The sequence below is a fragment of the Qipengyuania rhodophyticola genome, assembly GCF_042493225.1.
Classification (GTDB): Bacteria; Pseudomonadota; Alphaproteobacteria; order Sphingomonadales; family Sphingomonadaceae; genus Erythrobacter.
On the sequence record NZ_CP170454.1, the window covers coordinates 1,861,942 to 1,879,801 of the forward strand.

At 57.2% G+C, this 17,860-nt stretch carries 18 protein-coding genes, 1 tRNA gene and 1 other RNA gene; 16 read left to right on the top strand and 4 right to left on the bottom strand.

Annotation, left to right across the window (positions count from 1 at the left end):
• The first annotated feature begins 10 nt into the window (after positions 1-10).
• From ACFCXQ_RS08865 to ACFCXQ_RS08875, 3 genes are read left to right on the top strand one after another with little or no spacing between them, the layout of a single operon-like run.
• Positions 11-1,030 (top strand): polyprenyl synthetase family protein, encoded by a 1,020-nt coding sequence (locus ACFCXQ_RS08865; protein ID WP_379549798.1) that lies wholly within the window; start codon positions 11-13, stop codon positions 1,028-1,030.
• A gap of 10 nt (positions 1,031-1,040) precedes the next feature.
• Positions 1,041-3,476 carry an ATP-dependent helicase HrpB gene (gene hrpB, locus ACFCXQ_RS08870; protein ID WP_379549800.1) on the top strand — a complete coding sequence of 812 codons (2,436 nt, stop codon included), beginning with the start codon at positions 1,041-1,043 and terminating at the stop codon, positions 3,474-3,476.
• A gap of 17 nt (positions 3,477-3,493) precedes the next feature.
• Positions 3,494-3,772: an NADH dehydrogenase ubiquinone Fe-S protein 4 gene (locus tag ACFCXQ_RS08875; protein WP_379549802.1), complete on the top strand. Its 279-nt coding sequence runs from the start codon at positions 3,494-3,496 to the stop codon at positions 3,770-3,772.
• 9 nt (positions 3,773-3,781) lie between these two features.
• On the opposite strand, the gene ACFCXQ_RS08880 is transcribed toward ACFCXQ_RS08875, so the two are convergent.
• On the bottom strand, positions 3,782-4,324 hold the full coding sequence (locus tag ACFCXQ_RS08880) for a hypothetical protein (protein WP_379549804.1): 543 nt from the start codon (positions 4,322-4,324) through the stop codon (positions 3,782-3,784).
• A gap of 90 nt (positions 4,325-4,414) precedes the next feature.
• Between ACFCXQ_RS08880 and ffs the strand changes: the two genes are divergently transcribed.
• The 8 genes from ffs to ACFCXQ_RS08920 all read left to right on the top strand — a co-directional run bounded on the left by ffs (position 4,415) and on the right by ACFCXQ_RS08920 (position 11,602).
• Positions 4,415-4,509, top strand: an RNA gene (ffs, locus tag ACFCXQ_RS08885) — signal recognition particle sRNA small type.
• 8 nt (positions 4,510-4,517) lie between these two features.
• On the top strand, positions 4,518-4,988 hold the full coding sequence (locus ACFCXQ_RS08890; RefSeq protein WP_379549805.1) for a hypothetical protein: 471 nt from the start codon (positions 4,518-4,520) through the stop codon (positions 4,986-4,988).
• Positions 4,989-4,995: 7 nt separating this feature from the next.
• Entirely contained in the window at positions 4,996-6,957 is a 1,962-nt protein-coding gene (locus tag ACFCXQ_RS08895; RefSeq protein ID WP_379549807.1) for a DNA polymerase III subunit gamma/tau, read from the top strand.
• Positions 6,958-6,975: 18 nt separating this feature from the next.
• Entirely contained in the window at positions 6,976-7,317 is a 342-nt protein-coding gene (locus ACFCXQ_RS08900; protein ID WP_379549809.1) for a YbaB/EbfC family nucleoid-associated protein, read from the top strand.
• 69 nt (positions 7,318-7,386) lie between these two features.
• The gene (locus ACFCXQ_RS08905; protein ID WP_379549811.1) at positions 7,387-7,800 is read left to right on the top strand and encodes an antitoxin Xre-like helix-turn-helix domain-containing protein; all 414 of its coding nucleotides are present in this window, start codon (positions 7,387-7,389) and stop codon (positions 7,798-7,800) included.
• Positions 7,801-8,514: an RES family NAD+ phosphorylase gene (locus ACFCXQ_RS08910; RefSeq protein WP_379549813.1), complete on the top strand. Its 714-nt coding sequence runs from the start codon at positions 7,801-7,803 to the stop codon at positions 8,512-8,514. It abuts the gene before it with no gap.
• A 126-nt stretch (positions 8,515-8,640) separates the two neighbouring features.
• A complete protein-coding gene (gene lon / locus ACFCXQ_RS08915) occupies positions 8,641-11,037 on the top strand; it encodes an endopeptidase La (protein ID WP_379549815.1) in 2,397 nt (798 codons plus the stop codon).
• A 292-nt stretch (positions 11,038-11,329) separates the two neighbouring features.
• Entirely contained in the window at positions 11,330-11,602 is a 273-nt protein-coding gene (locus ACFCXQ_RS08920; protein WP_379549817.1) for an HU family DNA-binding protein, read from the top strand.
• Between the two features lie 101 nt (positions 11,603-11,703).
• Here the strand turns inward: ACFCXQ_RS08920 and ACFCXQ_RS08925 are convergent, their stop codons facing one another.
• A complete protein-coding gene (locus ACFCXQ_RS08925) occupies positions 11,704-12,552 on the bottom strand; it encodes a hypothetical protein (RefSeq protein WP_379549819.1) in 849 nt (282 codons plus the stop codon).
• A 30-nt stretch (positions 12,553-12,582) separates the two neighbouring features.
• Positions 12,583-13,371 (bottom strand): 23S rRNA (guanosine(2251)-2'-O)-methyltransferase RlmB, encoded by a 789-nt coding sequence (rlmB, locus tag ACFCXQ_RS08930; protein WP_379549821.1) that lies wholly within the window; start codon positions 13,369-13,371, stop codon positions 12,583-12,585.
• 143 nt (positions 13,372-13,514) lie between these two features.
• Here rlmB and ACFCXQ_RS08935 point away from each other — a divergent pair.
• The 4 genes from ACFCXQ_RS08935 (at position 13,515) to ACFCXQ_RS08950 (ending at position 16,445) form a co-directional block, all read left to right on the top strand.
• Positions 13,515-13,600: transfer RNA gene (locus ACFCXQ_RS08935), tRNA-Tyr, on the top strand.
• A 62-nt stretch (positions 13,601-13,662) separates the two neighbouring features.
• Positions 13,663-14,793: a beta-ketoacyl-ACP synthase III gene (locus ACFCXQ_RS08940; RefSeq protein ID WP_379549822.1), complete on the top strand. Its 1,131-nt coding sequence runs from the start codon at positions 13,663-13,665 to the stop codon at positions 14,791-14,793.
• Positions 14,794-14,844: 51 nt separating this feature from the next.
• Entirely contained in the window at positions 14,845-15,597 is a 753-nt protein-coding gene (locus ACFCXQ_RS08945; RefSeq protein WP_379549824.1) for a phosphatidylserine decarboxylase, read from the top strand.
• Entirely contained in the window at positions 15,594-16,445 is an 852-nt protein-coding gene (locus tag ACFCXQ_RS08950; protein ID WP_379549826.1) for a CDP-alcohol phosphatidyltransferase family protein, read from the top strand. Before ACFCXQ_RS08945 ends, ACFCXQ_RS08950 begins: the two co-directional genes overlap by 4 nt.
• On the opposite strand, the gene ACFCXQ_RS08955 is transcribed toward ACFCXQ_RS08950, so the two are convergent.
• Positions 16,423-16,656, bottom strand: a complete 234-nt coding sequence (locus ACFCXQ_RS08955) for a hypothetical protein (RefSeq protein ID WP_379549828.1) — start codon at positions 16,654-16,656, stop codon at positions 16,423-16,425. The genes ACFCXQ_RS08950 and ACFCXQ_RS08955 overlap by 23 nt on opposite strands.
• Positions 16,657-17,014: 358 nt before the next feature.
• Here ACFCXQ_RS08955 and rpsB point away from each other — a divergent pair, with 358 nt between their 5' ends.
• On the top strand, positions 17,015-17,761 hold the full coding sequence (gene rpsB, locus ACFCXQ_RS08960) for a 30S ribosomal protein S2 (protein ID WP_379549830.1): 747 nt from the start codon (positions 17,015-17,017) through the stop codon (positions 17,759-17,761).
• The last annotated feature ends 99 nt before the right edge of the window (positions 17,762-17,860 follow it).

Sequence of the window (17,860 nt, forward strand, 5' to 3'; positions counted from 1 at the left end):
ATTCATTGCTATGAGCGCTGATATTATTCCTCTTTCCCGCAAGACGCCGGAGCCTGCTTCGCTCGATCCGATGATGGCCTTAACCGCGCAGGGAATGAACTCGGTGAATGCGGTTATCCTTGACCGGATGCAGAGCGAAATCCCGCTCATCCCTGCATTGGCGGGCCATTTGATTTCGGGCGGCGGTAAACGTTTGCGTCCTATGCTGACATTGGCGGGCGCTGAGCTGGTCGGTTATCAAGGCACACGGCATCACAAGCTCGCTGCGGCGGTTGAGTTTATTCACACCGCAACGCTGCTGCATGATGATGTGGTCGATGGCAGCGATCTCAGGCGCGGCAAGGCGGCCGCTAACATTATCTTCGGCAATCCGGCGACGGTGCTCGTAGGCGATTTTCTCTTCAGCCGCAGTTTTGAATTGATGACTGAAGACGGCAGTTTGAAAGTGCTAAAGATACTGTCCGGCGCCAGTGCGATCATTGCTGAGGGCGAAGTTGATCAACTCACCGCTCAGCGCAAGATCGAGACGAGCGAAGAGCGGTACCTTCAGATTATCCGTGCGAAGACGGCGGCATTGTTTGCGGCGGCCAGCAGGATCGCGGCGGTAGTCGCCGAATGCGACGAATCGCAAGAGCGGGCGCTGGATGAATATGGCCGTAATCTAGGTGTTGCGTTTCAGCTGGTGGATGACGCGATCGACTACGATTCTGACGCGGCACAGATGGGCAAGGCGCGCGGCGATGATTTCCGCGAGGGTAAAATGACTCTGCCGGTTATTCTGGCCTATGCCCGCGGTGATACAAATGAACGCGAATTTTGGAAGGCCGCGATTGGTGGGCACCGTACCAGCAATGATGATCTGGCCGAAGCCATCGCGCTGATCGAGAAGTATAACGCTGTGGCTGACACGCGCAGCCGCGCGCGCCACTTTGCGCAGCGCGCAATTGATGCGATCTCAATCTTTCCTGACGGCGCGGCGCGTGCAGCAATGGGCGAAGCAGCACAGTTCGCCGTATCGCGCGGGTTCTGACAGCAGGATTTTGACCGCGCCGCTCCCAATCAACGATGTATTGCCGGAGCTTCTTGCCGCGTTACGCGCAAGGAACAGCGCTGTCCTGATTGCACCACCGGGCGCTGGTAAGACGACTGCGGTTGCGCCCGCTTTGCTTGATCAGGCTTGGTGTAAGGGGCAAATATTGCTGACCTCACCGCGCCGTGTGGCTGCGCGCGCAGCGGCGGAACGCATGGCCGAAATCCTTGGTGAAAAGCCGGGGGAGACAATCGGCTATGTCACGCGGTTGGACACAAAACAGTCTGCCAAAACCCGCGTCGTCGTAATGACCGAGGCAATTTTTGTGAACCGCCTGATTGATGACCCGGAGCTGGACGGTGCCTCTGCGGTGCTGATTGATGAAGCGCATGAGCGGCATCTCGATACGGATCTAGGGCTCGCGCTGACGCTGGAAAGCCAAGGCATCGTGCGCGAAGATTTGCGGCTGGTGGTGATGTCAGCAACGATTGATGGCGAGCGATTTGCTGGCCTGCTCGGTGAAGATGCGCCGGTGATCGAAAGCGAAGGGCTCGCATACCCCTTGCGGACCGAGTGGCTAGGCAGCTCGCCCAATCTGCGCATTGAAGAGGCGATGGAACAGGCGGTGCTTACTGCATGGCGGAGTGAAGAGGAGGGTGATATTCTCGCTTTTCTGCCCGGCGTTGGAGAGATTGAGCGCACGCGCGAGCGCTTGGAAGCGCGCCTTCGCGATGCTCAAATCCTGCCGCTTCATGGGCAAGTGCAACCCGCCGATCAGCGCGCAGCCATTCGCCGTGATCCAGATGGCAGGCGCCGTATAGTGCTCGCAACCGCGATTGCAGAGACATCGCTGACGCTTGATGGGGTTAGCGTCGTGGTGGATAGCGGGCTCTCACGCAGCGCTGAGTTTGATCGGCTGGCTGGCACCACGCATCTGGTGACGCGTCGCTCAAGCCAAGCCGCGTCTGCTCAGCGGGCAGGGCGCGCAGCACGGCAAGAGCCGGGGGTTGCTTATCGCATGTGGGAAGAGGGCGGGCATGGCGGTCGGCCAAAATTTGACCCGCCGGAGATGGAGATCGCTGACCTCGCTCCTATGATGCTAAAGCTCGCAAAATGGGGTGTGCAAGATGTCGCTAGTCTGGAGTGGCTGGACACACCGCCAGAGGCGTCGCTAGCCGCCGCGCGGAAGTCGCTACGACAACTCGGCGCGATTGATGAGGGTGGCAAGATCACGCCATCTGGTGAGCAGATCGCATCGCTGCCGGTTGATCCGGTTTCGGCTGCTGCGATTCTGTATGGTGCGTCTGCAGGTCAGGCGCTTGAGGTCGCGAAGCTGGTTTTGCTTCAGCAAGAGCGCGGGCTAGGCGGACGCGGAGAGGATTTGTTGCAACGGCTATCGCGCTGGAACGGGGACCGCGGCAGCCGCGCTGATGCGTCTCGCAAGCTTGCCATGCGCTGGGCCAAGGCGGCGCAGGCGCTCGTTTCAGAGACAATGCCGGATCATCGGAACCCGGCGCTATTTCTAGCTGCTGCGCGGCCTGATTTCATTGCTAAGCGGCGTGACAACTCCGGCGAGCAGTGGATTGCAGCGGGTGGTCGCGGGTTTCAGCTCGATCCAACTTCACCGCTTTCGCGGGCGGAGTGGCTCGTTATTTCCGACGCGCAAGGTCAGGCCAAGGGCGCGCGGATCACTGCCGCAGCAGAGATTTCTGAGCAGGATCTTGAGCGTCATCTAGGTGATCTGATTGAGGAGCAATCTATCCTTCGCTGGAACGCGAAGGATGCCCGCGTGGAAGCCCGGCTGGAGCGGCGGCTTGGCGCAATCACCCTCGCAAGCGGTCCCGATAGCAAGCCGGACCAGGACGAAGTCACGCAGCTCTTGGTCGAGAAATGCTGCGAGGAATTGGAGCAGTGGTGCCCACCAGCGCTGCTAGCCCGCGCAAATTATGCGGGCATTGATGCGCTGAGTATTGAGAGTCTGAAAAAGAACGCGGAAGTATGGCTCGTGCCGCTATTATCCAACGGCCGCGATCTGAATGTGCCGAAGAATGCGCGCGTTGATGCGATGCTTGGATTGCTGGATTGGGATACGCAGCAGATGCTCGATAAGACTGCGCCGCGCGAGTTTACCTCGCCAGCGGGCACCAGTCACAAAATCGACTATTCCGGCGATGATGCGCCCTGCGTCGAGATTCGCGTGCAGGCGCTGTTTGGGCTCGATCAGCATCCGATGATCGGGACCACACCCTTGCTGCTCAAGCTCACCAGCCCGGCGGGCCGCCCAATCCAGTCGACCCGCGATCTGCCTGGCTTCTGGCGTGGTAGTTGGGCCGATGTGCGCAGGGATATGAAGGGGCGCTACCCCAAGCACCGCTGGCCCGATCAACCATGGCTGGAAAAGCCGAGCCTCAAAACGAAAAACGCTTTCAATCGCGGGCAAAGTTGAATTAGAGGGAGGGTATTATGGCAGCACGTATTTTCCAACGACCAATCAGCGCAATGCAATCTGGCAAGGCCCGCAGTGACGAGTGGGTGCTCGAATTTGAGCAATCCGAAGCGCGCAAGCCTGACCCATTGATGGGCTGGACTGGCAGCGGCGACACGCAAGCTCAGGTTAGTTTGACGTTCCCGGATAAGGATGCGGCCAAGGCGTATGCAGCGAAGCACGGCATTGCGGCGCGCGTTCATGCTGCGCCGACCAAGACCCTAAAGCTCCAAGCATATGCGGATAATTTCCGGTAGTTTGTCGTCTTAGCCAGTATTGTCTGAGGCACCCGCTTCTTCGCCGATTATATCGTCGATCGTAACGCCATGCTCAAGGTTGACCTTGCCTCCCTGCCATCGGGCCTCGCCGCTTTTCACGGCCGCGCGGCAATCGCTTGCATCATGGCCGATGTCGTCGACCAGATAGACCATTTCCGAAGCATAATCGCCCGTGAAGCGGATGTCGTCACAAGCCCCGTCATTGGCAAAAGTCGATCTGTTATCGCCATAGTCGATCGAGGCCGTATCGCTCGGTTCGGCAAACATGGGATGAAGCGCGATTTGGTCGCTATCAAACGCTTTCCGGCAGTCGCTGGCATCGCGGCCGATATTGTCAGTAACGAGAGCGGCGGCCATGCCTTTGCCGGTAAAGCGCGGATCGTCGCACTCGCCATCATGGCTCCATTCGCTCGCGTTGCTGCCAAATTCCCATTGGACCGGTTCGCGCGTCTGTTCTTGCGCTGAAAGCGGCGCCGCGGCGAGGCATGCTGCGCAAAGTGCAGATAATGAGAGATCAAAACGGCGTTTCATAGATGCGGCACTCACAGTAGAAATTGATGGGCAAGGCCTAAAGTAAATCAGGCATCTTGCCAATTGGTTGCAAGGCTCCCATATGGCCCAGCGGGAGTCGGGTGGACGTTTGCGTTCGCTCACCGGGTCAGGTCCGGAAGGAAGCAGCCCAGGTGAATTGCGGCGGGTCGCTCGGCTCCTTATCATTGGCTCGATGACTGAGAAAAATCGAATCATTGCTCGCCGATGGAAAACCCCTTTCGAGAATTCAGACCCAGATAAGGTACATCTATTGAAGGTGACCTACCCCTCATGTCCTTGGGTCATCTACAATAAGGGGCCACACTACGACTTTTCTGAGTTCACAGACGAAAGCGATACCGAAATCCTCGTATTTAGTGAGGAGGATCAAACAGTTTATCGAGTCTCAGCCGACGCTGACACGGTGCGCATCCATGACGAACGCGATCTCGAGCAAATTGATGACTGGCCAGACGACGTAGGCAAGTGTTCGATGCGTCTGGTAGGTAGTGAGCTGCAGAGGAGTTTGTCTAGTTTTATGAATGGTGAAGCGCCAACATACCTCCTAACTACAGGTAACGATTGCGTGGAGTTCATTTGCCTCAACGATCCTGTCATTGAAGCTGTAGGCACAGTTTCGGATAGTCGTTCATCTTTCCACTAAGTGAATCATGACAAATGCGCCGCCAGCGCGTACCAATACCGTCATGGGCGATTCACCAGAAAATACGGGCCCCAGAGCGGTGCCAGAAGATACGAATGCTCTTCCTTGGGAGGAGCAAGGCGCTGGCGAACAGGCCGAAGCACAGCCTAGCGCGGCGGAGCTAGAGGCGGCTGGGCAGAACTCAATGTTTGGTGATCCCGAGCCGGAACCTGAAGTGGAGGCTGAAGCTCCAACTCCAGCAGAGCGAGAACCTGCCGCGTCTGCTGACGCGACAACGCCTACACCTGCGCCAACGTCACCTCTACAATCTGCGCAAAGCAATCAGCCTTACCGCGTACTCGCGCGGAAATATCGACCGCAGACCTTTTCCGAACTGATCGGGCAGGAGCCGATGGTGCGCACGCTCGCCAATGCGATTGAGCGCGACCGGCTGGCCCATGCTTTCCTGATGACCGGCGTTCGCGGGGTCGGCAAAACCTCGACAGCGCGGCTGATTGCGAAGGCGCTGAACTGCGTTGGCCCCGATGGTGAAGGCGGTCCCACGATTGATCCATGCGGAGTGTGCGAGGCCTGCGTCGCGATTGCCGAGGGGCGCCATATCGACGTAATTGAGATGGATGCCGCGAGCCACACCGGCGTCGATGATGTACGCGAAATTATTGAGGCTGTGCGTTATGCCGCCGTTAGCGCGCGCTATAAAATTTACATCATTGATGAGGTCCACATGCTCTCGCGCAATGCGTTTAACGCGCTGCTCAAGACGCTGGAAGAGCCGCCTGCGCATGTGAAATTCCTGTTCGCGACCACGGAAGTTGAGAAGCTGCCGGTTACTGTCCTCAGCCGGACGCAGCGGTTTGATTTACGGCGTATTCCCGCGGAATTGCTGCGGACACATTTTGGCAAAATTTGCGGGCTCGAACAGGTTGAGGCTGACGAGGAAGCGCTCCGGATTATCGCTAACGCTGCTGAGGGTTCTGTCCGCGATGGTTTGTCGATTCTCGATCAGGCGATTGCGCATGCGGATCTTGATGGAGAGGGACCAGAAGGCAAGAGCCGCGTTGATGCAGCGCGTGTTCGCGATATGCTGGGCCTGGCTGATAAAGGCGCGCAGCGCGCCTTGCTTGGGTCTGTGCTCGATGGCGAGGCAGCGGCGCTTCTGAGCGCGCTCGATGATCAATATGCACTCGGCGTAGAGCCGCTGGCGGTGATGCGCGCGCAGATGGATTTGGTGCACCGGATCACTGTCGCTCAAATCAGTCAGAGCGAGGCCGATGGGACGAGCGCGGAGGAGCGCGAGCAGCTGACCGATTGGGCGCAGCGCTTGTCAGCGCCGCAATTACACCGGCTGTGGCAATTGCTGCTCAAGGGGCATGAGGAGGTCCGTCTTGCACCCGATCCGCTGGTCTCGGCGCGAATGGCTTTGCTGCGGGTGATGCACGCCAATGACATGCCCGATCCCGGCGTGCTGGTGAAGCAGTTGGAGCAGATTGCGGCGCAGCCTCCTGCACCAAGAAACGCGCCCGCGAGCAGTGATGCTTCGGCGCCTGCACCGCAGGCTCTTCAAGCTGCTCCTGCGCCGGGTTGGGAAGATCTTGTCGATAAAGTCCAGACCGGCGGCAATCATCTCGCAGCCAGCATTATGCAGCTGCAAATCCGGCCTATTGCGATTGAATCAGGCGTGTTGAAATATACCCGTGCGGCGAAATATAAGGATGAGATCGCGCCGATAATTCGCGATGCCTTGCTGGCGGCGACTGGTGAGCGTTGGCTGCTTGAGGCACTGGATGAGAGTGAGGGCGGAAATGCGGGCTCACTGGCTGAGCGTGATGAAATGGTCAAAGCCGAGGCAGAGGCAGCCATGCGCGAACATCCGATGGTGAAAGCCGCGCTAGAGGCCTTTCCGGATGCGGAAATTCTGGATGCAAAAGAAGTTGCTGACCTGGCGCCCCGAAAACGCCGGGCGGGATAAATTACGGAGAATAAGCACATGAAATCGATGGAAGAAATGCTTCAGGCCGCTCAGGAAGCGGCGCAGACAATTCAAACGCAAATGAACGATGTTCAGGTGAAGCTCGATCAAATCGAGGTTGAGGGGTCCGCTGGTGGCGGACTGGTCAAGGTTCGCGCGACAGCGAAAGGACGCATCCTCAAAGTTGAGATCGATGAAAGCCTGATGAAGCCGGAAGAAAAGCAGATGGTAGAAGATCTGGTCACGGCCGCGTTTAACGATGCGCGCGACAAGGCGGATCGTAAGTCTGCAGAAGAAATGGAGCGCATTCAGGGCGGTATGGGACTGCCTCCGGGCTTCAATCTGCCGGGAATGGGCTAATTTGCCTCAAAAAGGACCAAATCTTGACATTTGTGCAGAAAATACACATATTCTCGTCAGGAGTTGATTATGGCCACACAGATTGCAGCAAAACGTAACAGCGCCCCTGATCCGGGCGCACAGATGTCGCGCCGCGATTTGACGGGGCCTGCGCTGCGGACGTTTTTCAACATCGCCAAGGCTTGGGGTCTGAAAGAATTCGAGCAAATGCGTATCCTTGGGATTGATAGCCGCTCAACCCTGCAAAGCTGGAAGCGGGGCAAGGTGTCGGCGCTGTCCAAGGATGCGCTTGAGCGAATTTCGTATGTCCTTGGCATTTACAAGGGGCTGCAAATCCTGCTGCCGAGCAGTGCGGATGATTGGGTGCGCAAGCCCAATGATGCGGCTTTGTTTGCTGGTGCTTCCGCGCTGGATCGGATGATGTCTGGTAATGTGTCGGACCTGTTTCTGGTGCGGCAATATGTCGATGGCCAGCGCGGGTAAGTGACTTCGGAGACGCAGATCCCGCTGACGCAGACCGATTGGACGCCCGCCTACCGCATCATACCCAGCCGCTTTCCGCCGATTGATCTGTTCGAAAAGGTCGCGGATCCGGCTGATCTGGAAGCAGTCTTCCAAATCGAGGCGATGACTAATCAGCGTTTGCGAGATGAGGTGGGTGACATTTCGCTTGTCCCGCCGGAAGACCGCGTTTCTGGCCCCGGAAGCTCTGCGATTATGGCGGCTTTCACGCATATCGCGCCCGATGGTGCGCGCTTCTCAACCAGCATGTTTGGCGCGTTTTACTGCGCGCTTGAGCTTGATACTGCTATTGCGGAAACCCGCTTCCACCGCGCGGCGTTTCTGGCCGCAACTGATGAGCCGGCGCAGACCGTTGATATGCGGGTTTATGCAGCCGACCTCTCCGCAGAGCTGCACGATGTTCGCGGGGCAACAGAGAGCAATCCAGAGCTTTATGACCCCGAAAGCTACGCCGCGTCGCAGAGGTTTGCTCAGCAATTGCGCGCGGAAGGCTCCGACGGGGTGCTCTACAATAGTGTGCGGCATGATGGCGGCGAATGTGCCGCCGTTTTTCGCCCGCGCTTGCTAAGCCGGTGCCGTCAAACGCTGCATTTGGGCTATGTCTGGAACGGATCTGAGATCAGTGATGTGTTTGAAAAACGCGCGCTCGCATCGGTGCGGCCGCAAATAGGCTAAATCGGCTTTGCGCAGCACATCCACAGCTTGTTTGAAATGCCCATTGCGAGAGCGCCTAGGGCTACCCATATCCTATCGCAGAAAAGGCACCGCGATCCTTCGCGGGTCGCAACGGACATTATATTCATGAGCACTTCTTTCCCGCTTCTTCCTCTGCGCGATATCGTGGTTTTCCCCGGCATGGTTGTGCCGCTGTTTGTGGGGCGCGATAAGTCTGTCGCTGCGCTAGAGGCGGCGATGAAGGGCAGTAAGGATATCTTCCTGCTATCTCAGCTTGACCCGGGCTGCGATGATCCGGTGCGCGACGACCTCTATGACATGGGCGTTGTTGCGCAGGTCCTGCAAATGCTCAAACTACCCGATGGAACCGTGCGCGTTCTGGTGGAAGGCGCTGCGCGCGCAACGCTCGACAAACTCATTGATGTGGATGGCCATGTAGTCGCGGAAGTTCATTTCTCTGAACCTGTCACGGCATCTGGCAATGAAGTCACCGCAATGATGCGTCAGGTGATTGAGCAGTTCGGTGACTATGCGAAGCTCAATAAGAAGATCGGCGACGAATCCATCGATGATCTCGGCGAGATTGATGACGCAGGCGATTTGGCCGATGCAATTGCCGCAGCGATCGGCGCGAAGGTTTCGGATAAGCAGCTGTTACTTGCTGAAGCGGATCCGCTCAAACGGCTTGAGATGGTGATGTCCTTTATGGAGGGCGAGCTGTCCGTGCTTCAGGTCGAGCGCAAGATCCGTGGCCGCGTGAAGCGCCAGATGGAAAAGACCCAGCGCGAATATTACCTCAATGAGCAAATGAAGGCGATCCAGAGCGAGCTGGGCGGCGATGATGAAGACGGTGGCAATGAGATTGCCGAGCTAACTGAGAAGATTGGCAAGACCAAGCTTTCAAAAGAAGCAAAGACCAAGGCCGAAGCTGAGCTGAAAAAGCTCAAGGCAATGCAGCCGATGAGCGCCGAGGCGACTGTCATTCGCAATTATCTCGATGTGCTGCTGGCCTTACCATGGGGCCAGAAGAGCAGGCTCAAGAAGGATTTGAAGCAAGCACAAGACGTGCTTGATGCGGACCATTACGGCCTTGAGAAAGTCAAAGATCGGATTGTTGAATATCTTGCGGTTCAGACCCGCACAAACAAGCTTAAGGGGCCCATCCTATGCCTCGTTGGCCCTCCGGGTGTCGGCAAGACCTCGCTCGGCAAGTCGATTGCGCGGGCTACGGGCCGCGAATTTGTGCGCCAGTCATTGGGCGGTGTGCGCGATGAGGCGGAGATCCGCGGTCACCGCCGCACATACATCGGTTCGCTGCCTGGTAAGATCGTCACCAATTTGAAGAAGGCGGGCAAATCTAATCCGCTATTCCTGCTCGACGAGATTGACAAGTTGGGTCAGGATTTCCGGGGTGATCCCGCATCGGCGCTGCTCGAAGTGCTCGATCCGGAGCAGAACAGCAAGTTCCAGGATCACTATCTAGAGCTCGATATTGACCTGTCCGATGTCATGTTCGTTTGCACCGCGAACAGCCTGAACCTTCCTCAGCCGCTGCTTGACCGGATGGAGATCATCCGGCTGGAGGGGTATACTGAGGATGAGAAGGTTGAGATCGCGACGCGGCATTTGCTGCCCAAGCAAATCAAGACCCATGGCCTCAAACAAGGCGAGTTTGAGCTGACTGAAGGCGGCTTGCGTGACCTCATACGTTACTACACGCGCGAGGCCGGTGTGCGGACGCTTGAGCGCGAGATCGCTCGGCTCGCGCGCAAGAGCCTGCGCCAGATCCTAGAAGGCGAAACGGAAGGTGTAGTAATTACGCCGGACAACCTTTCTGACTTTGCGGGCGTGCGGAAATTCAAGCACGGCATGAGCGAGGATGAGGCGCAGATTGGCGCTGTGACTGGTCTTGCTTGGACCGAAGTTGGCGGTGAATTACTCACGATCGAAAGCGTCACAACGCCCGGCAAAGGCGAGGTTAAAACCACCGGTAAGCTCGGCGAGGTCATGACCGAATCCGTCGCTGCGGCATTCAGCTTTGTTAAGGCTCGTGCGCCTGCTTACGGTATCAAACCAAGCATCTTTCAGCGCAAGAACATCCACATTCACCTGCCCGAAGGCGCCGTGCCAAAGGATGGACCTAGCGCCGGTGTCGGCATGGTGACGTCCATCGTTTCAACGCTTGGCGGCATTCCAGTGCGTCCCGATGTTGCGATGACGGGCGAGGTGACCTTGCGTGGCCGCGTGCTAGCGATTGGCGGGCTTAAAGAGAAACTGCTGGCGGCATTACGCGGCGGTATCAAGACCGTGCTCATCCCGGAAGAAAATGTGAAGGATTTGGCCGAGATTCCTGACAATGTGAAAGAGGGGTTGGAGATCATCCCCGTCGCTCATGTTGATGCGGTTCTTGAGCACGCCCTCACCAAAGCGCCAGAGGCAATTGAGTGGACTGAAGCCGATGATCTGGCCAGTCAGCCGGGTGCTGACAAGAGTGGCCCGGGAGCGTCGGCAACCGCGCACTGATCTGCTTTTCGTGAATCGGTTTCTGCCAGTGGTGCCATGTTGCAACGCAGCGAATCGGGCGCGCGCAAGGCTCTGACTAACTTGCAAAACTCATAAGACGTGATCTCATTGGCGCCGTTTACCACGCGATTTTGCAAGATGCGGTCAATTTTTGCGCCAAATTGCATTGGTCGCTGCTGTTTGTCTTTGACAGGTGACGCCTTCCGAGGCCATTCTGCGCGCTTTCGTGGTAGCGTCTCGCTGTGGTGTGCAGAGACGCTAAATAACATAAGCAGTATGGGGGTTCCCGGGAATGAATAAGAACGAACTGATCAATTCAGTCGCTGATGCCAGCGGTCTGTCCAAAAGTGATGCAGCAAGCGCCGTGGAAGGCGTGTTTGACTCGATTACTACCTCATTGTCGAAAGGTGATGATGTACGATTGGTTGGTTTCGGTACATTCTCGATCGCGCGGCGCAAGGCATCTACAGGGCGCAACCCGCGAACTGGTGAGCCAATGGCAATCAAGGCTTCTAACCAGCCTAAGTTTAAAGCCGGTAAAGGGCTAAAAGACGCGGTAAACTGACGCGCATATTTGCAGCGCCTTTTTGAACGACGCAAATTGAAAGGCCGCGCTTGGCTTGATGTCCAAGCGCGGCCTTTTCCTTGTGCGCGAATGATCGAGGTCTACTCGAACCCGATTAGCGCCATCGGTGCCGTTTTTGTACGGGGCGTGATCTCCCAAGTGAGCACTTCACGGCGACCTTCTTTAGATGGTCCCTCATCGGTGTTGTTGGCCAATATCCGGCCATTGGTGACGATCCGGAATGTGCCCTCAGGTGCGGTGAGGCTAAGGTCTTCGCCTTCTTCAGAGGCTTCTGCGAGCATCAATGCGGAAAGTCCCATCCCTCCGCCGAGCATGGCCGCCATGGGATCGCCGCCCTCTTGCGCTGCGTAGCCCGGCGCTTCGATGCGGACCTGACCCTTGTCGCGCAAAATGACGGTCATAAACGGAAGAGTTGTCTGCATTTGCTCAATCACTGGGAAAGTGAAGTCGTTTATGAGTTTGCCAGAAACCGAATAGTCGACTTCAACCAGCCCGTTGCCCTTATATTCGACGCTCTTCCAATTGCGTTGCCGCTCAAGCTTTGAGGCGAACTCGTTAGCCGCATCAGGGTCAGTCGGGTCGATACCGCCGAGAACCGCTCTCATTTGTTCGGCTTCGCGATTTCTTCTGGAGGCATTTGCTGCCTGCAATTCTTCCCAGTCAGTTTTCTGCTTCTCGAGCTCGTCGTCAGTGCACTCGCGGTCCTCATAGGTTTCGTCATCATAGCAAGGGGTTGCCGTAAACTCCGTGCGCTTTTTCGCCTCCATTTGTGCAAGATCAGTCAGCGCAAGCATCTGGATCTCGCCCTGATAGCTGAACGTGAATTGGTCATCCTCTAACAGCACAAGCTCGCTCGTGAACTTGCCCGGCGAAAGCAGGCAACCGGTCAGAAGAAGTGGTAATAGAAGGCTCAGGATTCTGTTGCTCATCGAGAGTTTCCTTTATGATGATACGCGTTTTTAGCGCGTTGCGACCGCGTATAAAGCAATAGCAGCGGCGTTGGATACGTTTAAACTCTCTATCGCGCTGCTGATCGGTAATTTGGCGAGAGCGTCGCAGTGCCCGCCGATGTTCTGACGCATTCCAGGGCCTTCTGCGCCAAGCACGAGCGCAACGGGACCTGCCGGAAGAGCCTGCGCCAAGGTGTCCTTAGCCTCGCCGGCAAGGCCAATGCGCCAATAGCCAGCCTCTGCCATATCTTCGAGCGCGCGGGCGAGATTGACCACGCGCACCCAAGGCACCGTCTCCAGCGCGCCGGATGCAGACTTGCCTATGACACCTCCTTCGGGCGGGGAATGACGATCTTGCGTGACGATGGCGGCCGCATTGAACGCAGATGCCGAGCGTAGGATTGCGCCGACATTGTGCGGGTCGGTTACTTGGTCGAGTACCAGCAGTGGCCGGTTCGGCTCAGCGCTCAGTACTTCGTCGAGAAATATGTTCTCCAGCGGCGCGCATTCCAGCACCAGCCCTTGATGCGGAGCATCCTTTGCGACGAGGCGGCCAAGGTCGGCTACATCGGCATAGACGACCGGAAAACCCTCGGGCAATTCGCCGTCCAGCGACGCGACGCCTTCGCGTGTGGCAGACAATTTAAAGTGCTGCCGATCGGGGTTTTTAAGCGCAGCCTCGACCGCGTGACGGCCCCATAGTCGCACCTGGCCTGCGCTTGCCCTGCCGCTACCGCGCCCGCCTTTCATGCGTCCGGCACGCCCGCGAAGAGCCTTCTTGCGATCTGATTTGGCCATTAGAACATAAACTCCAGCGCTATGCAGCCGCCTCCTGCCAGCACGGCCATTGACAGGCAAGCGTCGCTTCGCCAAAGGGCGCGTCTCGGCAATTGGAGCTTCGCTAAGAACGCTTCTCCTTATGCACCAAATGCAAGCCAAGTGGACAGGTGGCCGAGTGGTTAAAGGCAGCAGACTGTAAATCTGCCCGCGCAAGCGTACATAGGTTCGAATCCTATCCTGTCCACCACTTGCCTCATGCTTCAAAATTAGGTCCTTGCCCGCGCGAAGCGGCATGCCTAATTGGGCCTTATGGAACTTACTGGCCAACCCGTCATCGCCGCCACAGGGCTGTTCACGCCCTCAGACAGCATTACCAATGAAGAGCTGGTCGACAGCTTTAATCGCTTTGTCGCGCTGCATAATGAGCGCCACAGCGACGCCATTGCCGCTGGTGAGGTAGAGGCTCTGCAGCCAAGCTCAGTTGAATTCATCGAGAAGGCGAGCGGTATCAAGGCGCGTCATGTGATGAGCAAGGCGCCAGTGCTTGACCCTGAGATCATGTCGCCGCGCTGGGACGAGCGCAGTAATGACGAGCTTTCGATGATGGCTGAGATTGGCGTCAAGGCATGCCGGCAAGCGCTGGAGCGGGCCGGGCGCGATGTCGCCGATGTTGATGCAGTGCTGTGCGCGGCTTCTAATATGGAGCGTGCCTATCCGGCGATGGCAGTCGAGATCCAGCAAGCGCTTGGCATTGATGGCTTCGGCTTTGATATGAATGTCGCGTGTTCTTCCGCGACTTTCGGTATCCAGACCGCTGCGGACTATATCCGCGCGGGCAACGCGAAAAGCGTGCTGGTGGTGAGCCCCGAGATAACCAGCGGGCACCTGAACTGGCGCGACCGGGACAGCCACTTTATCTTCGGCGATGTTGCAACGGCGGTACTGGTGGAAGATGCGGCTGTTGCACCGACGGAGCATTGGAATATCCTTGGGACCAAGCTCAAAACGGTCTTTTCCAACAATATCCGCAACAATTTTGGTTTCCTCAATCGCGCTGTTCCAGAGACAGAGGGGACGGCAGACAAGCTGTTCGTTCAAGAAGGTCGCAAGGTTTTCAAGGAAGTCGTGCCGATGGTCGCGCAGATGATCCTTGATGAGGCGGACCGGCTTTCGATTGATCCTGAAAGCTTGCGCCGAATGTGGCTGCATCAGGCAAATGCGGGCATGAACCGTTTGATTGCACACAAGGTTCTTGGTCATGAGGCCAATGACGATGAGAGCCCGACAGTGCTAGATACCTACGGCAATACCTCAAGCGCTGGCTCGATCATTGCGTTCCATCTGCACTCGGCAGACCTTGCCGCAGAGGATGTCGGATTGATCTGCAGCTTTGGCGCGGGCTATTCAGCGGGCTGCGTATTCGTCCAAAAGACCGCCTGAAACAGCGGCGTATGGCTTGCGGGGAGGGGCCCGCGTCCTTAAGTGGCGATTATGGCAGGCGAACTCCTAGACAATAAGGGCACAGGCGATGTCGCCTGGTCGTGGCCCGCAATTCACCCCGAAGGCCGCAAGTTTGGTCTGATCACGGTTGGCATCTCTCTGGCTCTCACATTCTTACTGGGATGGGGCTGGGTCGGCTGGCCGATTATGGTCTTGTCGCTGGGCGTATTTGCGTTCTTCCGCGACCCGGAACGTGTTGTTCCGCATGATGAGCGCGCGATTGTCGCCCCCGCAGATGGTTTGGTTTCCCTCATCACGCAGGTCGAGCCGCCCGAAGAAATGCGGATTGATGATGGAAGCGGTGAGATTGGTCTGCCCGATGGCCCGGTTACACGCATCTCGATCTTTATGAGCGTCTTCGACGTGCATATTAACCGAGCGCCAATTGCCGGTATCATTCGGCGTCTCGTTTATATTCCGGGCAAGTTTCTCGATGCTGGGCTTGATAAGGCCAGCGAAGAAAACGAGCGGCAGCATATTTTGATCGAGCGAGCTGATGGAACCAAGATTGGCTTTACGCAGATCTCTGGGCTTATCGCGCGGCGGATTGTACCGTTTGTGAAGACCGGCGATACGGTTGGCGCGGGCCAGCGGGTAGGCCTGATCCGGTTCGGTAGCCGGGTGGATGTTTACCTTCCTGCGGGGACCGATTCCAACGTGCTCTTGGGACAGCGGATCGTCGCAGGCGAGACTGTGCTCGCCGAGATTGGAACGCAGAAACTTATTGAGGGCGTTTCGCAATGAGCTCTGGCCCGGATGGCCCGAGCTCTGGTGGCCCTGGTGAAGGAAATGGCCGGGCGCGGGTTGGGCCTAAAGCAGCTGAAGATGAAGAATATGGTGTAGCGCCCAAAAACCCGCGCGCGCTTAGCCTTCGGGCATTTGTTCCTAACGCAATTACTGCTGCGGCTCTCTGCGCTGGATTGACCGGCATACGTTTCGCCATTTCGGGCGATTGGGCTGCCGCTGCGTTGGCGGTTGTGATCGCTGGTGTGCTTGACGGGTTTGATGGCCGCATTGCCCGGCTGCTCAATGCGCAATCGCGCTTCGGTGCAGAGCTTGATAGCTTAGCCGATTCGCTTTCATTCGGAACAGCGCCTGCCGTAATTGTCTATCTGTGGGCTTTGGCTGATACGCCGCGCCTCGGCTGGTTTGCAGCGCTCGCCTTTGCGATTTGCTGCGCTTTGCGGCTGGCTCGGTTCAATGCTCAGATAGACCTTGATGAGCAGCCGCATAAATCTGCGGGCTTCTTGACCGGCATTCCTGCGCCTGTTGCCGCTGGTCTGTCGTTTTTGCCGATCTATCTCTGGATTGAGACTGGTGAGGAATCGCTGCGTGATCCGCTCTTTGTCGGATTGTGGCTTGGTCTAATCGGAATATTGATGATTTCCAACATCGCCACGCTCAGCTGGGGGGCGCTTCGCCCAAGGCGCGGGGTCAGGCTAGAGTTGATTGCGCTTATCGGCGTGGTCTTTGGCGGCGGGCTGCTGCTCGAACCGTGGTGGACCTTGATCACGATCAGCGTTGGCTACTTCGTGCTGATCCCATACGGGTTGCTCAAATATGCCCGCATTAAGCGGCGACTGGCCGCTTAACGCTTTTTGTGAAGCTGTACGTCACAGAGGCCTTACTAAAGCGCCCCGAAGTCTGTGGTCGCAGTTTCATAGCTGGCTCATCCAATTCCTTAAGCTGGCGTTTCAGCTGCTTGAGGGCTGAATTCCAGCGCAGGCCGCTGTCCCAAAGAATAGCCACGCTCGCAAGCGCCATCACAATGATCAATCCAGTGGTGAGAAGCGACATAATCATAATGTTCTCATCTTTCCGATTTTGCCAACTACCTTGGCAGTCGGGGCAAAAGCTTGTAATTCAGTGGCCAATACGTGATTGCGCCGTGATTGGTTACAATGTTCACGTTTTGTTCTATTGCGTCAAGCAGTTTTTGACGAACGGGCGTATTTTCTTGAAAATTTGATGCTGGATTTCTGAGGCGACGGCGGCTAATGGCGCGCAGTCCGCGATGAGATTCGCCTGAAAGGGCTGATCACGGCGCAGACAAATTCACATGGAAGGCATCACATACCGGTGCCTGCACGCGGGACGAGAGCAATCTCAGCCGCACCGCAGGTTCCAGCCTTCCAGAGGAACAACCGGAAAGGAATTATCTATGGCGGCTCCTACCGTCACGATGCAGCAATTGATCGAGGCCGGCGCACATTTCGGCCACCAAACCCACCGTTGGAACCCGCGTATGAAGCCGTATATCTTCGGCGCGCGCAGCGGCATCCACATCATTGACCTGTCGCAAACCGTGCCATTGATGGCGCGCGCGCTCGACTTTGTGTCGCAAACCGTCGCCTCTGGTGGCAAGGTTTTGTTCGTTGGTACTAAGCGTCAGGCGCAAGACGCCGTTGCCGAAGCAGCGCGGGCCTCTGGCCAGCACTTCGTGAACCACCGTTGGCTCGGCGGCATGCTGACCAACTGGAAAACGATCAGCCAATCGATCAAGCGCCTCAAGACCCTTGAAGAGCAGCTGGGCGGTGAGACTTCTGGCCTGACCAAGAAAGAAGTTCTTCAGCTAACGCGTGAGCGTGACAAGCTGGAACTCTCGCTTGGTGGTATTCGCGACATGGGCGGTGTGCCTGATGTCATGTTCGTGATTGATGCGAACAAGGAAGACCTCGCCATTAAAGAGGCCAACGTATTGGGCATCCCAGTGGTTGCGGTTCTCGACACCAACACGGACCCAACCGGCATTGCATTCCCTGTACCGGGCAATGATGATGCAAGCCGCGCAGTGCGCCTTTATTGCGACGCGATCAGCGAAGCAGCAGGCGCTGGCAAAGCCAAAATGGCTGGTTCAGAAGTTGGCACAATGGACGAGCCACCTGTTGAGGCAGCAGCTGAGGGCTGATCTTCGTTTGATTTGTGTCGGCCGCTATCGCGATAATGGCGTCACGCGGCTGACATGATCACAATCTAGCGCGCTGACTGCCCATATGGCGGTCCGGCG